Genomic DNA, 14,995 nt, shown 5'->3' with positions numbered 1-14,995 from the left:
AGAGGCTTTATAGTGGTTTGGATAGTTCTTTTGATTTAGCTAGTAGTCACAATGACCAGCATTAATTTATAAAAATCGAGTTTCTCTGGGCCATATTACCAAATTTGATAAGTTCCAAAATATTCGCAGTGGAATATGATGTTGGTGAGCTTTACAACTTCCGAGTAAAAGTAACTATGTTTGCGATAGGTAAAGTACTTAATCATGGTGGAAATATGGAGAATATTTCAAATTAGTTTTGGCTAAAATTTCTTAGCAGGCTTTAGGGAAGTATGAAGAAAATATAAATGTTCGGGTTGGAGTTTTGCATCTTTATCATAGGAATGTTTATGTGTTAGGTTTGGGTGGGTTTATATTTATTGTGTTGCACTCACACTAGAATTATATGGTAAATGATCGTATGTGAGTGCGGGGTTTTATTGTTGCTGCGCTCTTTAATGTTTTCTATGTGTCTTTATGGTCTTCTAGAGGCCACTGCCATGCCAGCCAAATAATCATTAGCTTTAGGAGTATTTCAATAAAGCCCAGATAAAAATAGAAATACCATGATGATATGAGCATTGTGGCACCTAAGAATATAATGAATATTGTGGCAGCAATTATATTAAGCCATCGGGAAATATTCGGTTTTAACATTAAAGATAGTGCAACCATGACACATGGAATTGATGTTATTATCGCCACTGACAGTAGTGAGCCTTGCGTAACCGTACCGAATGGACCGTAGCCATCTATAATTCTCTCAATTTTTCCTGTCCTGAATAACCCAAAGAAGTCACCGTATATGTAACAAAACACTACTGAAGCCCACAATGCAGATATTTTAATTTTCACATTGACATAAGGTTCAGCTAACCTGTCTGTTATTTTTCTTGTTTCTTTTTTGTTGCTCATGATATCTCCTAGACTTAATGTTCGACTATTTCTTTGTTTGAGTTGGTTTCTATTTCTTGCGCTCTAACTCCCATGAGTAAAAGCCATAGGCAGGTTCCAATTTCACCTAGAGATGCAGGAATTCTTACAAATCCTGGAATTTCAGTTTCTGGGAAGAGTAGGATTCCAAAGAATTTTATTAAATAACCAAAACAACCAGCCATTAATAGCAGGCCAAATACTTTCGGTAGTAAATTTGATTTATAAACCAGGTATCCAAAAGGAAATAGCCAGAGGCCCCAAAGTATTTGGATGACTTGAATTCCATTGCTGTATGATTTTAAGAGTAGCAATACTTGTGCATATATTTGTTCTTGTACGAAGGCGTTGAGATATTGTGCTCCGCTCAATAGGGTGAGCGCGTCAATTTTGTTGATAACATTGAAGAGGGAAAATGGAACACTGCTTATGGCCAGTACAGCCATTATTAAGGCAATGTTTCTATTTACTGTTTTCAGTAGACGATATAAAATTATTGGCAATATTAAAAAGAATATATAGCAAAGTATCTCGCTCAAAATCCCTAGTCTATAAAAGAATTCCTGCTTCAGGATATTGCTGACAGTTGCTGGTGCGCTCTCCCATACTATCGGAATTTGAGAAGGAGCATACATTAGAGCAAACATGCCAGTTAGAACAGCTAATAAGTATACAAGTCCAGAAAGTCTGGCATACTCTCTTTGGGTCATTTTATGCTCCTAAGAAATTATTTGAGTTCCATGCATAGACTATTACGGTGTGATCTTTGCATAATTTCAGTTGGCTTATAGCAGCTGATATTAGTTTTGGTCATTTAATTTACAATGTGAAAATCATATTCTGATGGTTGACTATTATTTATCCTCTGTGGCTTCTTATGTATAAGAGTTTATGTTCGCCTTATAACTGTTTCTATCTAGAAATTGATGAGACGCTTAATGGGAGGGATGAATGGCGGTATGCTGGGATAAAGTGTTGGCCAAAATGTAGTCAAATTAGGTGCTGGCCATACCGTAGAAGATAGGGGACAAGAGATTCTGTTATTGCTACTTAGGCGATCCGGTGTGAAGATGTATTGACTGGTTGCTTTGTCATTTACTATTGAGCAGGAGGAAGTAATGTTTAGCCATATTATGGTTGGTGCTAATGATATTCATCGGTCTAAAGCATTTTATGATGCTACTTTAGGTGCCTTAGGCTATGAGCCTGGTGTTATTGATGAGAAGGGTCGTTGCTTTTACTTCACCAAAACAGGTGTCTTTGCAATTTCTAAGCCTATAGATGGGGAAGAGGCTACTCATGCCAATGGCGGCACCATTGGTTTTAGTGCGAAGAGTATTGAGGAAACTGATGCTTGGCATCAGGCAGGCCTTGCCAGCGGCGGAGTTGCTTGTGAAGACCCTCCGGGAATACGTGAGGGTGTTGCTGGTAAATTGTATATTGCCTATTTGCGTGATCCTGATGGCAATAAGATTTGTGCCTTACATCGAGTAGGGTAAAGTTGCTGTTTTGATAGAATAGCCAGCCTTAAGTGTGCTGGCTGTTCTTGGTATGTTTACAAAGCAGGCTTATGTAAAAATCAATTAAATTTTTTTGTATGCCTTAATTTATTTTCTCCTCTGGGTTTTTGAAAATAGTTGTTGGCTCCCCTTCTGGTCCAGAGTAGAAAAGAATGATAGTTACCGGTTCTTTACCATCATTACGTCCATAATGCCATTTATTGGTGACTTCAATAAATGCTTTTCCCTCTCCGAGAGTTAGTGTTTCTTTTTGTCCTGGAAGAACAATGGTCAATGTGCCATTTTCAATATACACACCGTTTAAAACAGGATGTTTGTGTACTGGCATTTGTTTACCGGGGGGGATTGTTACGCGAACAATAGTTAGCTCTTGTTGACCAGGTTTCATTTCTGGAAGTTTATGCCCCTCCCAGTCTTTAGTCGAAGCTACTAATTTTTCGAACGTTACATCACCAATGTCTACCTCGCCCATGGTGCTTACGGGAAGTGTTAGACAGGCGGATACAAGTATCATAGTTTGAAGACACTTCATAGGGAACTCCCATATAATTTGCTGACTAGAGTTTAGAGTTTCTATCTTCTGGTGATTGCTTTTTTTGTATCTCTTTCTTATTTGTGGAATTCTGGCTAATTTTTCTATTCTTACTGTCTGATGGATATTCCACACTACATTGCCCGCGCCCACTATCGGAGAGTATTATTTCATCAAGGTCGTCCATCACTCGAATGGGACCTGAATAGTATTGACTCATGCCGGCAACAAATCCCTTTTTATCGGCTTCCGTTACCGGGGGCGGAATAAGGTGAGTCAGGGCAACAGATTTTACTCCCGCTTTAGTTGCCATTTTGGCAATATCCAACGTGTTGGAGTGATAGTGAATGATTTGGTTTGCTTTCTCATAGCGAAGTCGTGCTCTACGATTATTTCCGGTTTGTTTGAGCTTACTAATGTATTGGACATAGCTGAGAGCTTCAGAAATTAATAGATCGGCGTCGCGTTCAATATTTTCCAAACCATCGAATACATGAGTATCTCCGGTGATAATAACTTTACAGGGGCCAAAGCGTATTTCATAACCAAATGCTGGAAATACGGGTTCATGATTCACAGCGAAGACAGATACTGTTGTGTCTCCATGATTCCAGACTTTCTGGATGACTTCCGACTGTTCACCAGCAATATTGATAAGATGTGGAGTGGCAACAGCTAAAACGGGATCGAGAATTCCCTGTCTATTGGCAGATCTATAGAGAATATCAGGCCCAAAACTCTTTTTTATTCCTTCCATAATATTAAAAATGCCATAGGGCCCATAGACGTTAATCGGCTTATTAGCGCCTACAAACCAGGACTCATTGATCACCATTGCCAAGCCACCAAAGTGATCGGAGTGCCAGTGAGTAATAAATATGGGATCTACTTGTGCCAAGTTAAGATCCAGCTGTCCGATGCGCGCTGTCGCACCTTCGCCCGCATCTACAAGGAAAAGCTTTCCACTACTGCGTATTGCTACACAGGCGGGGTGTTGCAACCATTGATAGGCCGGATCGGGAGTTCCGGTGCCACAAAAATAGATATGCATCTTGCCATCATCTTCCACATAGGGGGGGTAATGTCGAAGAGATTCAGGTTGCTCTGCCCCCAGATGATTCGAGAGGATTAACAGGGCGAGAGTAGTAAAGAAAGCTGCTATGCGTAATTTTGGCATTTTTAGCCAGCCTGTGTGTTTTGATTCATCCAAGAGTAAGCCCGGATTTGTAAAACTTCCATCAGGTTTTTTCGTATCAATATTTAAGACGCTTTATAACTCTTAAACGGATAAAGATGCATAGGAAATTACTAGGGGCGATGATGTGGCCTGGACTTATTTAATAGGCGCTGCTTTCTGGAGTTAACTCTAAGAATGCTGTATTTACAGTTGAGAAGTGTTTATTAGAGAGTAGTGGGGCTCTTATGCTTTCTCAATTACATCTGTTTAAACAGGTGTATATATCGCCGGCTGACAGGAAGGACTTCTTTGCAGGACTTCAGGTGAATTTGCGCAGTGTCTCCGTCGCGAATTACATGCTGTATAGCATTTAAATTTACTACCACTGAGCGATGTACTTGTGTGAAGAGTTGTGGATCCAGCTGGTCAATCAGATCTTTCAAGGGAGTTCTAATTAGTACTTCAGAAATCTTCTCTCCCCTTTCACTCCATGCTATCAGCGTATATTTTTCATCGGATCGTAAATAGTGGATATCATCCACTGAGATCAAACGCAGTGTGTTACCAACCGAGGCTTTAATCCAGCGTAAGTGAGATTTTACATGCGGTTTGCTAAGTTGCTCAGCTAGTTGTTCCAGAGAGATCTGTGTATTGCTTATGGGTTTTTCCATTTGCAAACGTTCTTGCAGGCGAGACACGGTATCGGCTAGCCGTTCATTTTCTACTGGTTTAACCAGATAATCCAGGGCCCCTTGCTGGAAGGCTTTCACGGCATATTGATCGTAGGCGGTAATAAAGATCAAATGAGCGCGGCGACCTATCTCTTGTGCGGCTTCAATACCGGTAATACCGGGCATCTGGATATCGAGAAAGCAAATATCCGGCTGGTGGAGTTCAAACAGCTCTATGGCTTCTCGGCCATTGCGTGCCTCTGCTACAACTTTTAATTCAGGCCAATGAGCGGCAAGTTTACGAATAAGGGCCTGACGGAGTAGAGGCTCATCATCAGCGACTAGGGCAGTAACAGTGCACAGTGTCATCGGTGCTCCTCGGGGATAGGGTAGAGAATTTCTGCGAGTAGCCCGTGAGGTTGTTGGGCGGACACCTCCAGCGAAGCTGCTTCTCCAAAAGTAAGGCGTAAACGTTCTCGCAATGTTGAAAGACCTGTTCCCATCCCGCTGGTTAACCCCTGTAAACCAACACCGGTATCTTGAACTTGTACCCGGCATATACCTTTGTGTAGGAGTGCACAGACTTTTATTTCTCCACCTATTTCACTGGGGTCTATGCCGTGGCGCACGGCATTTTCAACAAGTGTCAATAAAGCCAAGGGGGGGCAGGGTAGTGAGTGAACCTTTTCATCGGCATCTATGGAAAACTGCAGGCGATCAGGCATGCGCATTTGCATCAGAGCTAGGTAAGCTTCTACTAGGGACAACTCTTGGCCAAGAGTACTTTGGGCTGAATCCAGCTGTGGAATGCTCGCTCGTAAGTAGGTGATCAGACTGTCGAGCAATGCTGGTGCCTGCGGAGAGGCGGAATCCACCAGCTCGCGCACATTGGCAAGTGTATTAAAAAGAAAGTGCGGCGTTACCTGGGACTGTAACAATCGCAAACGACTATCGAGTGCCTGCCGCTCCAGGGCACCCCGTTCACGTTCAAATTGCCTGGCCTGCTTACGTACTATTTCATCCCGCTGGCGTAACAGGGCGGACATGGCGATCCAGGGGGCAAACAGTATGCCGCTTACCATAATGACAAGAAACCCCAGGTGCTGGTCGTGGTTTTGCCAAAAGGAGGGCTCACCTTCTTTTGTTGTGCCCACATAGACCATCAGTAAGGCCATGGGGATGGATAGAGCTACGCCACCAACCTGAAGGACCCAGCGAGGTAATGATTGCGGTAATTTCTTTGGCCAATGTTCCAACAGGCAGTAAAACAACAGCGCAGCCGATGCCGAGCTGTAGGTGCGAACGAGCAGCTCTGGATAAGAGCCTTTCCAGTAGAGCCCTAGCAGCAGGGTCCACACCAGTGTAGCGAGCAGTACAGTGAGTACCTGCTGCCGGCTGGGTAGCGGCAGCAGGTCAATTGAACGTTGAGAGCTCTGGTGCATGACGGTATTTAATCCTTCTCGGTAGCCGCCATTTTTACACACTTGGGCATTTGAAGCTTAGAGGAGCCTATTCCTTAGAGTGTGGCCTTGCCCTGTAAATGGAGTTTGCGCCTTTGCGCCAGGGCATCAATGGAGTAGAGCGCTAGGCCCACCCATACAAACATAAAGGTGGTGAGTTTGCCTTCGCTAAATGGCTCTCCGAATGCCTGTGTAGCAACCACCAGCATCAGCGAGGGCCCGATATATTGCAGGAAGCCGAGGGTAGATAAATTGAGCCTCCGTGCGGCGATGGTAAATAGCAGCAGTGGCACTAAGGTAATAGGGCCAGCTAAAAGCAGCAGGCCGTTCAACTCCCAGTTGTTATGTAGCAGATTGCTTGTGGGACTTGTGCTCAAGAACAGGTAGATCAGGGCTACCGGCATCATAAACAGGGTTTCCACGGCGAGGCCGGTGAGGCTCTCTACCGGGGCGCGTTTGCGCGCAAGCCCATAGAGCGCGAAAGATCCCGCCAGGAATAGAGCAATTACCGGCACCCGCCCAAACTGCCAAAGTTCATGAATAATTCCCATGGCCGCAAGTGCGACCGCTAGCCATTGCAGCCGTCGCAGTTTTTCACCAAGGAACAAAACGCCGAGGACAATATTGAGTAGCGGGTTGATGTAGTAACCGAGGCTGCTCTCCAGCAGGTGGCCGTTGTTGATAGCCCAGATAAAGACCAGCCAATTGCCACCGATCAGTGCGGTGGTGAGGGCGAGGGTGCGGACTTTTTTACCATCGCGCAGCGTGGCCTTGAGAGTGGGCAGCTTGCCTAAAAGCAGCATAATCAGCAGTGCCAGAGCCAGCGACCAGAGACTGCGGTGGGCGAGGATTTCCGCCGCGGGGATGCCCTGCAGCTGGTTGAAGTAGAGCGGAGCCAGCCCCCAAATCAGGAAGGCGGCAACGCCAGCGAGCAGACCGGTGGTGGCGGTATCGTTAGTACGCAAGGGGACACCTGCTATGAAAAATATGATGTCGGCTTGGGCCAGGGCACGCGAGGGGTTGCGTGTGGCACTGAGCCAACAGAGATAGAATAGGCGTTGCTATTGTAGAAGTGAGCGCCAGGGTGGATCAATCCTTTTATCGACCAGCCGAAGGCGCTAAAAGACGGGCGGCAGAGGGACTGCACACCCGTCCAAAGGGGCTTTAAAACGTATTAGAACAATACACGGCAGCGTAGGGTGCCGGGAATATTCTTCAGCTTCTCCAGGGCCAGGTCTGAGTAGGCTGCATCCACATCAATCACCACATAGCCCACTGTCTCGTTAGTCTGCAGGTACTGGGCGGAGATGTTGATGGCATTTTCTGAGAACACCTGGTTGATCGCGCTTAGAACGCCTGGAACGTTTTTGTGGATATGCAGCAGGCGGTGGGTACCTGCATGCCCTGGCAGTGCCACCTCGGGGAAGTTCACAGAGCTGGTGGTGGTGCCGTTATCGGAGTAGTGCGCCAGCTTTTCCGCCACCTCTGTGCCGATATTCTCCTGCGCCTCCATGGTGGAGCCACCCACATGGGGAGTGAGCAGGGCGTTGTCGATACCGCGCAGTGGTGAGACAAACTCGTCGTCATTGCCGCGGGGCTCTACTGGGAACACATCGATAGCGGCGCCGGCCAGGTGCTTGCTATTGAGGGCCTCCGCCAAAGCCTCAATATCCACCACGGTACCGCGGGAGGCATTCAACAGAATCGCCCCGGGTTTCATCTGCGTTATCTGCTCTTTTCCTATCATCATCTTGGTAGAGGGCAGCTCGGGTACATGCAGGGAAACCACATCGGACTCGCGTAGTAACTCTTCCAGGGAACTCACCTGGCTGGCATTACCCAGCGGCAGCTTGGTGATGACATCGTAAAATTTGACCCGCATGCCGATGGCTTCCGCCATGACCGAAACCTGCGAACCAATGGCGCCGTAGCCGATAATACCCAGGGTCTTGCCGCGGGCTTCGAAGGAGCCGGCAGCGGACTTGAGCCAGCCACCACGGTGGCACACCGCATTTTTTTCGGGAATGCCACGCAGCATAAAAATGGTTTCGGCGATGATCAGCTCTGCCACACTGCGGGTGTTGGAATAGGGCGCGTTAAATACAGCGATACCGAGCTCGGTTGCCGCCTGCAGATCTACCTGGTTGGTGCCAATACAGAAACAACCGACGGCAATCAGTTTGGTGGCATTTTCCAATACCTTGCGGGTCAACTGAGTGCGTGAACGAATACCGATAAAGTGGGCATCCGCGATCTTTTCGATCAATTGGTCTTCGGGCAGTGAAGTTTTCAAGTACTCCACATTGGTGTAGCCACGCGAGGCCAGCAGGTCGATCGCCGACTGGTGTACACCTTCCAGCAGCAGGATGCGAATCTTGTCTTTTTGCAGGGACTTTTTTTGATCGGAATTGTGCGGAGCCATAAACTATCTCTTCACTGAGTGCGGATAACGCGGTGTAAAAAGTGCTTTGCCACTTCTAATAGATGTGCCGAAGTCTGGCGAAGGCGCGATCATAGCACATGCTGCTTATATCGCTTTATTCGAAATTTCTATCCTAACTATCTTATTTATTTATGTACCAACACCAATTTACTTGTGGCAGTGAAGTTCCTTACAAGCTGGGCAAGATTATCTGTGTGGGGCGTAACTACGCCGACCACGCCGCGGAACTGAATAACCCGGTGCCGGAAGAGCCTTTGCTGTTTATCAAGCCTGCCACTGCGGCGGTAGAGATGGCCAAGCCTATTCATCTGCCCACAGGGCGGGGCAGCTGTCACTTTGAGGGCGAACTGGCACTGCTAATGGGTGAAAAACTGTGCAATGCCAATGCCACGGAAGTATCCCCCGCCATCGCTGGATTGGGACTCTCACTAGACCTGACCCTGCGCGATCTGCAAGCGACGCTAAAGCAGGCCGGGCACCCCTGGGAAAAGGCCAAGGGCTTCGATAACTCCTGCCCACTCTCTCCTTTTGTCAAACTGGACTGGCTGCCGGATTGGGACAAGCTCAGTTACTCTCTGTGGCTAAACGGCGAGCTGCGTCAGCGCGGCAAAACTGAGCATATGCTCACTCCAATTTTAGATTTGGTGGCTTATATCAGCAGCTTCTTCACTCTGGAACCCGGCGATGTGGTACTGACTGGTACGCCGGCGGGTGTCGGTGAGTTGCATCACGGCGATAAGCTGATGATGCAGCTTCAGGATGATTGGTTGCAGGTGGAGACGACGGTCGTGTAATTCCGTGGGCGGCTCTGACCCGTATCCGGCCGCCTTGGTTCGTACCCTTTAAAGCCCACCGTGCCATCATTCTTTTGATTTGTGATCACATTTTCGATATAACCTGAAAAAACTAACAGTCTCAGACGAGGTGTGCCATGAAAGAAAAAAATAACATCCCGCAAAACCTGCAGGAGTGGCAGGCCCTGGCGGCCTCTCTCAAGATCGAAGGCCGTGCCTTTATCAATGGCGAGTATGTGGATGCCCTATCGGGGGAAACCCGCGCCACCTATAACCCCGCCAATGGCGATGAGCTAGCGCAAATCAGCAGCTGTGGCCCACAGGATGCCGACTTGGCTGTGCGTGTGGCGCGGGAGACCTTTGAGTCCGGTGTCTGGTCAAAAATGCCACCGATGCAGCGCAAGAAAATCCTGGTGCGCTTCGCCGAGTTGATCGAAGAGCACCAGGTTGAAGTTGCCCTGCTGGAAAGCCTGGATGCGGGCAAGCCTATCGGCGACACCATGGCCGTAGATGTCCCTGGTGCGGCCACCACTATTCGCTGGAGCGGCGAGGCCATCGATAAAATCTACGATGAGGTGGCGCCTACTGGCCCTGGTGAGTTAGGACTGGTCACTCGTATGCCTCTGGGGGTGGTGGCGGCGATTGTCCCCTGGAACTTCCCACTGTCCACCACCGCCTGGAAGCTGGGCCCGGCTCTGGCCACCGGCAACAGCGTAATTCTTAAGCCAGCCTCTAATACCCCGCTGACAGCGATTAAATTGGCCGGCTTGGCCAAGGAGGCGGGCCTGCCCGATGGCGTCCTGAATGTGCTGCCGGGTCCCGGCAGCAGCTTGGGCAAGGCATTGGGCCTGCATATGGACATCGACTGCCTCACCTTCACCGGTTCCACCGAAGTGGGCAAGACCCTCACCGAGTACTCTGGCCAGTCGAACCTGAAGCGCACATTCTTAGAGCTGGGTGGAAAGAGCCCGAATATCGTTTTTGCCGATGCAGACCTGGATAAAGCTGCCGATGCCGCGGCATTGGCGATTTTCTACAACCAGGGAGAGACTTGCACCGCCGGTTCGCGCCTGTTGGTGGAAAAGAGTATTGCTAACGAGTTTATTCAAAAGGTAAGCAAGGCCGCTGAGCGCTTTAAGCCTGGTCACCCACAAGACCCGAATACTGCAATGGGCGCACTGATTGATCGCAGCCAGTTCGACACCGTCGAGTTCTATGTAGCGAAGGGTTTGGAACAGGGCGCACAACTGGTGTGTGGTGGCAAGCCGGTGGATGAAGTAGCCGGTGGTTACTATTACGAGCCCACCGTTTTCCGCAATGTGACCGGTGATATGACGATCGCCAGGGAGGAGATCTTCGGCCCGGTATTGTCGGTTATTGAGTTCGAGACCGAAGAGGAAGCGCTCGCTATCGCCAATGACTCCATCTATGGCCTGGCGGCGGGTATCTGGACCAATAACCTGGGCCGTGCCCATCGGATGGCCCGTGATATCTATGCGGGTTCAGTGTGGGTGAACAATTACTTTGGCGGGGATATCACCGTGCCCTTCGGCGGCTTTAAGCAGTCAGGGAATGGCCGCGACAAGTCCCTGCACGCCCTGGATAAGTATTGCGAGCTGAAATCTACCTGGATTGATCTAAACTAGACCCCCCATAGCATAGATTGGAAAAAGGGCCACAAGTTGTGGCCCTTTTTTTGACCCTCCTTATCTATATTTTACTTTCTCGTTCCCTCTTTTGACTGTCACTTGGGTGCTCTATCTGGCGTGATTTTTCTAGTCAGCTATACCTAAGTTATCGCCCTCTATAAAAGCCTTCGACGACATAGCGCCCTATTTGGGCTTGAGTTGCGAAATAAACCAGTTTGAGGAGATTTAGCTTGAGAAAAATCTGCCTGTTTATCGTTATCCTGGCGGCAAGCGGAATAACAACTTTACGGGCAGCGGAGGCCCCCAGGTTTGGAGAGATTGCTGGGCTGGTCAGTGCGGAACGAATCTACGCACAAGCCGTACGCAATACACAGGTTCACAGCCTGATTGGCAATTGGATGGAAGTATTCGTCAGCCATGGCGATGCGGTGGAAAAGGGACAGCTTTTAGCCATGTACAAAAGCAACAGAGGTAGGGCTGTGCTCGAGTATATTGCCAGTCGCTCCGGGCGGGTTCTTATCAATAGCCGGAATGCACTCAATTCCGTGGAAAATGTCCTGGAAATTATCACTGTTCCCCATGATGAATACTGCAGGCATGTCGATTGCTCGGCTTCGGCAGAGCAGTGAGAACCGTAGAAGATATTTGTTTGGCTAGTTCCACTGGTTGTGGGTAATCTGGGGGTCTGGAAAAGGACCTCTTACGCTATGAAATTGATTTATACCCATGAAAACCGCCTCTTGGTAGAGCTGGCAAAAAGTCGCCTGGAAGTTGCCGGTATAGCGGTCAAATTAAAGAATGAATTTGCGCAGGGAGCATCTGGGGAGTTGGCGCCCAGCCAAGCCTGGCTGGAGCTTTGGCTTGAGCGTGATCGAGATTACGAACACGCGTGCCAGTTGTTACAAGATGCCGAGGCTGAACAGATTGGATGGTCCTGCCTCGATTGTGGCGAAGACAATGGGGCGGCATTCGATTATTGTTGGCAATGTGGTAAGACAAGGCCAGCTGTCAGCGAAGACTAGTTCGCTAAATCATTTTCAGAAAAAATAGAAATCAGTTAATAGTTATTGCTTGAAATAAAGGCATATTAGAATAAGCAATCTAACGTTAATCGAAAGAAGCTTGCCAACTTTTAGCTCTTAATTGTATAAATTTATTCACAGTTCATACAGTAAAACCAGCATTATTTTTATTTTCAGGATGACCTATGAGCGATCTTCCTCACGGTGTTTCTATTGGGTTGGAGCAGCATGGAAATCATTTCTTTTTGACACTGCGGGCCCGCGGAAAGCTGACTCATGAAGATTATAAAACCATGGTCCCCATGCTCAATTCTGCCCTTGCTGGAGTGGAAAACCCCAAAATAGATTGTTTGATGGATGCCAGCGAGTTAGAAGGTTGGGAGCCTCGCGCTGCTTGGGATGACTTGAAATTGGGCCTATCTCACGGACGCGATTTCAACCGAATTGCCGTTATCTCCGATAAACGCTGGATGAAAATCGCCAGTAAAGTAGGTAGCTGGTTTATCGGTGGTGAATACAAAGTATTTGATTCAGAGGAAAATGCCATGGTTTGGTTGCTTGAGGAGAAGTAGAGTGGTTTTTGATTGCCACATTTCCTTGCAGATTTATTGACTTTATAGGTGAAGAGAGCGTCAATTATTTAAAAAATAAATAAAACTTTTATTTGTTAACCTCATTTATATTGGGTGGGGTTGATAAGAATAGCTAATAGGAAAGGAATTGTTTATGTTCGAGTGGGTAGCCAGCCCGGAAGCCTGGATTGCTTTGGCCACGTTGGCGGCGTTGGAAATAGTGCTGGGCATCGATAATATTATTTTCATTTCAATTCTCGTGGGACGCTTGCCACCCAAGCAGAGAGAGCCTGCACGTTTTATCGGCCTGACGCTTGCCATGGTGACACGCCTGGCATTGTTGTTTTCTATTGTCTGGATTATGGGGCTGGTGGAGCCACTATTTAGTGTTTTTTCTATGGAGATATCCGGGCGCGATATAATTTTGGTCGGAGGCGGTTTATTTCTGATCGGTAAAGCCACCCATGAGATTCATAACAGTCTGGAAGGTGATGAGACTGATGCCGCAACTCTGGGGACAGCCGGCTTTGGCATGGTTCTCCTACAGATTGCCATTCTCGATATCGTATTCTCACTCGATTCAGTGATTACCGCTGTAGGGCTGGTCGATGAAATCTCCATTATGGCGATCGCAATTGTTTTGGCGGTGATGGTTATGTTGGTTGCTGCCAAACCGATAGGTGACTTCGTCGATCGTCATCCCACCGTTAAAATTCTGGCGTTGGCGTTTCTGATTATGGTGGGCTTGACCTTGGTCGTGGAAGGCTTCGATGTGCATGTGCCCAAAGGTTACATCTATTTTGCCATGGCATTCTCAATGGCAGTGGAAATGCTTAATTTGCGCCTGCGTAGTAAGAAAAAGAGTAAGACAGCACCGGTACAGTTACATCATTCTTTGCGGGATAATAGCGAATAATTGATGATAAATATTAATTGGGCGAGCGGTGAAGCTCCGTTTCGCTCAATTATATGGCGATTTTTACTTAATAAAATCTAATAGTTATTTCTCTTGATTTTTAGGATCAGGTAGGTCAGACCTAAGGCTAGTGTTGCAGCCGCAAGTCCCAGTAGTTCCCCTGCGCTAACCTTATCCAGATCCAGGATTATAAATTTACGTGCAAGTGCTAGTATGGCGATTAAAACCACGACAGTAGTTTGAATAATACTCTGCTGTCTGGTTACTACATATTGCAGAGTGTGACTGAATTCCAGTGCGATCAATAAAGTAATAATTTCACCAAAAATAGTCTGGAAAACTTTGTGATCGAGAGGATCCTTCATGCCTACTAGCAGCATGGAATACACGGAATAAGCTAATCGGCTGATAGCAACTATAACAATTACAATAATAATAAAGGTGAGCAGAAGGGCGATAAAACTTTCAAATTTACGATAATAATTGTGTACAGCACTTTCCGGTTGGCTGGGCTCTTGCTCCGGATTAGCCATAATTGACTCCCTAGGCCAATGCCCTGTATTTTGTAATTGAATTTAAATGCTTATTCTTCAATGTCATAAGTATCCTGTATATCTATTTCATGCCGGTTATCACTTCATTTTTCATTAGTGAAATAACCTTGCTGCTCATTGGCATCAGCCGATGCAAGATGACTGGAACTTCATAAGAAATGCCTACTCCCAGTTGAGCACTACTGTGTGGCATTATTGTGATATCGTATTTGGTCCAAATCGAGACGGGATCGGTTTCTTCTAACAAGTGCATCGAGCTGTTCAGCGAATTCAGGAAGTCACTACCGATACGCAGTTGCTGCCCACCCTTGTATGGCAGAAAGTTTGCCCAATAGCTGCCGTGGTGTGGGGAGGCAATAGATATAAACTTATGTACTCTGCTAATACCACTCATGGCTTGTAAATAATAACGAGCGACAATTCCTCCCATGCTGAATCCCACCAGCGTACAGGTCTCCTCTTCGTTCAGTATCTTTTCCATTTTTGCCATTAACTGGGCCGAAAGATGTTCCATGCCATGCCAGCCTGAGTTGTAGCGCAAATGAATATAATGGGCGTCAAAGCCAGTTTCAGCGAGTGCGCGCTGCATTCTTAAGAGAGCATTACCACGATCAAAAATTCCAGGAATTAGTAGAACAGTGTGGCTTTTCTGGCGCATTGTTTGACGCGTGTTAGTTTATTTTGAGTTGGAGTGGCGTAAGAACAATTTGGTTACTTAATAGCTTGGATAAAGAGTGTAGTTCGCAACTCACCAACGTGAAGAAGTGGTGTTC

The 14,995-nt window shown here is 47.2% G+C and carries 17 protein-coding genes; 7 read left to right on the top strand and 10 right to left on the bottom strand.

The genetic code is table 11. From position 1 onward, the window contains the following. Positions 1–444: 444 nt before the first annotated feature. Complete coding sequence (locus tag ACJJID_RS15920; RefSeq protein ID WP_444920324.1) at positions 445–894, bottom strand: DUF6326 family protein; 450 nt, start codon at positions 892–894, stop codon at positions 445–447. A gap of 14 nt (positions 895–908) precedes the next feature. After that, positions 909–1,622 carry a DUF4386 domain-containing protein gene (locus ACJJID_RS15915; RefSeq protein ID WP_444920323.1) on the bottom strand — a complete coding sequence of 238 codons (714 nt, stop codon included), beginning with the start codon at positions 1,620–1,622 and terminating at the stop codon, positions 909–911. A gap of 408 nt (positions 1,623–2,030) precedes the next feature. Between ACJJID_RS15915 and ACJJID_RS15910 the strand changes: the two genes are divergently transcribed. Continuing rightward, positions 2,031–2,411: a VOC family protein gene (locus tag ACJJID_RS15910; RefSeq protein WP_444920322.1), complete on the top strand. Its 381-nt coding sequence runs from the start codon at positions 2,031–2,033 to the stop codon at positions 2,409–2,411. Positions 2,412–2,514: 103 nt separating this feature from the next. Here the strand turns inward: ACJJID_RS15910 and ACJJID_RS15905 are convergent, their stop codons facing one another. The 6 genes from ACJJID_RS15905 to serA all read right to left on the bottom strand — a co-directional run bounded on the left by ACJJID_RS15905 (position 2,515) and on the right by serA (position 8,694). Continuing rightward, a complete protein-coding gene (locus ACJJID_RS15905) occupies positions 2,515–2,964 on the bottom strand; it encodes a cupin domain-containing protein (protein WP_444920321.1) in 450 nt (149 codons plus the stop codon). 25 nt (positions 2,965–2,989) lie between these two features. Then, positions 2,990–4,174, bottom strand: a complete 1,185-nt coding sequence (locus ACJJID_RS15900) for an MBL fold metallo-hydrolase (protein WP_444920320.1) — start codon at positions 4,172–4,174, stop codon at positions 2,990–2,992. A gap of 224 nt (positions 4,175–4,398) precedes the next feature. Continuing rightward, complete coding sequence (locus ACJJID_RS15895; RefSeq protein WP_444920319.1) at positions 4,399–5,181, bottom strand: LytR/AlgR family response regulator transcription factor; 783 nt, start codon at positions 5,179–5,181, stop codon at positions 4,399–4,401. Further along, positions 5,178–6,254, bottom strand: coding sequence for a sensor histidine kinase (locus ACJJID_RS15890; protein WP_444920318.1), 1,077 nt, complete (start codon positions 6,252–6,254; stop codon positions 5,178–5,180). The genes ACJJID_RS15895 and ACJJID_RS15890 overlap by 4 nt, the downstream gene beginning before the upstream one ends. 74 nt (positions 6,255–6,328) lie before the next feature. After that, the gene (gene rarD / locus ACJJID_RS15885; protein WP_444920317.1) at positions 6,329–7,237 is read right to left on the bottom strand and encodes an EamA family transporter RarD; all 909 of its coding nucleotides are present in this window, start codon (positions 7,235–7,237) and stop codon (positions 6,329–6,331) included. A gap of 209 nt (positions 7,238–7,446) precedes the next feature. After that, positions 7,447–8,694: a phosphoglycerate dehydrogenase gene (gene serA / locus ACJJID_RS15880; RefSeq protein ID WP_444920316.1), complete on the bottom strand. Its 1,248-nt coding sequence runs from the start codon at positions 8,692–8,694 to the stop codon at positions 7,447–7,449. Between the two features lie 152 nt (positions 8,695–8,846). Between serA and ACJJID_RS15875 the strand changes: the two genes are divergently transcribed. The 6 genes from ACJJID_RS15875 to ACJJID_RS15850 all read left to right on the top strand — a co-directional run bounded on the left by ACJJID_RS15875 (position 8,847) and on the right by ACJJID_RS15850 (position 13,668). Then, positions 8,847–9,509, top strand: coding sequence for a fumarylacetoacetate hydrolase family protein (locus ACJJID_RS15875; RefSeq protein ID WP_444920315.1), 663 nt, complete (start codon positions 8,847–8,849; stop codon positions 9,507–9,509). 137 nt (positions 9,510–9,646) lie between these two features. Then, positions 9,647–11,155, top strand: coding sequence for an aldehyde dehydrogenase (locus ACJJID_RS15870; RefSeq protein ID WP_444920314.1), 1,509 nt, complete (start codon positions 9,647–9,649; stop codon positions 11,153–11,155). Positions 11,156–11,388: 233 nt separating this feature from the next. Continuing rightward, positions 11,389–11,787: a hypothetical protein gene (locus tag ACJJID_RS15865; protein ID WP_444920313.1), complete on the top strand. Its 399-nt coding sequence runs from the start codon at positions 11,389–11,391 to the stop codon at positions 11,785–11,787. 78 nt (positions 11,788–11,865) lie between these two features. After that, entirely contained in the window at positions 11,866–12,180 is a 315-nt protein-coding gene (locus ACJJID_RS15860) for a putative signal transducing protein (RefSeq protein WP_444920312.1), read from the top strand. A gap of 185 nt (positions 12,181–12,365) precedes the next feature. Beyond that, on the top strand, positions 12,366–12,752 hold the full coding sequence (locus ACJJID_RS15855) for an STAS/SEC14 domain-containing protein (protein WP_444920311.1): 387 nt from the start codon (positions 12,366–12,368) through the stop codon (positions 12,750–12,752). A gap of 154 nt (positions 12,753–12,906) precedes the next feature. Continuing rightward, positions 12,907–13,668 carry a TerC family protein gene (locus ACJJID_RS15850; protein WP_444920310.1) on the top strand — a complete coding sequence of 254 codons (762 nt, stop codon included), beginning with the start codon at positions 12,907–12,909 and terminating at the stop codon, positions 13,666–13,668. A gap of 77 nt (positions 13,669–13,745) precedes the next feature. Here the strand turns inward: ACJJID_RS15850 and ACJJID_RS15845 are convergent, their stop codons facing one another. Both ACJJID_RS15845 and ACJJID_RS15840 read right to left on the bottom strand, forming a co-directional pair. Continuing rightward, entirely contained in the window at positions 13,746–14,201 is a 456-nt protein-coding gene (locus ACJJID_RS15845; protein WP_152455445.1) for a phosphate-starvation-inducible PsiE family protein, read from the bottom strand. An 82-nt stretch (positions 14,202–14,283) separates the two neighbouring features. Next, the gene (locus tag ACJJID_RS15840; RefSeq protein WP_152455443.1) at positions 14,284–14,880 is read right to left on the bottom strand and encodes a lipase family alpha/beta hydrolase; all 597 of its coding nucleotides are present in this window, start codon (positions 14,878–14,880) and stop codon (positions 14,284–14,286) included. Positions 14,881–14,995: the final 115 nt, after the last annotated feature.

The organism is Microbulbifer sp. CnH-101-G, from assembly GCF_052466775.1.
This window is presented reverse-complemented; position numbering and strand designations above follow the sequence as displayed.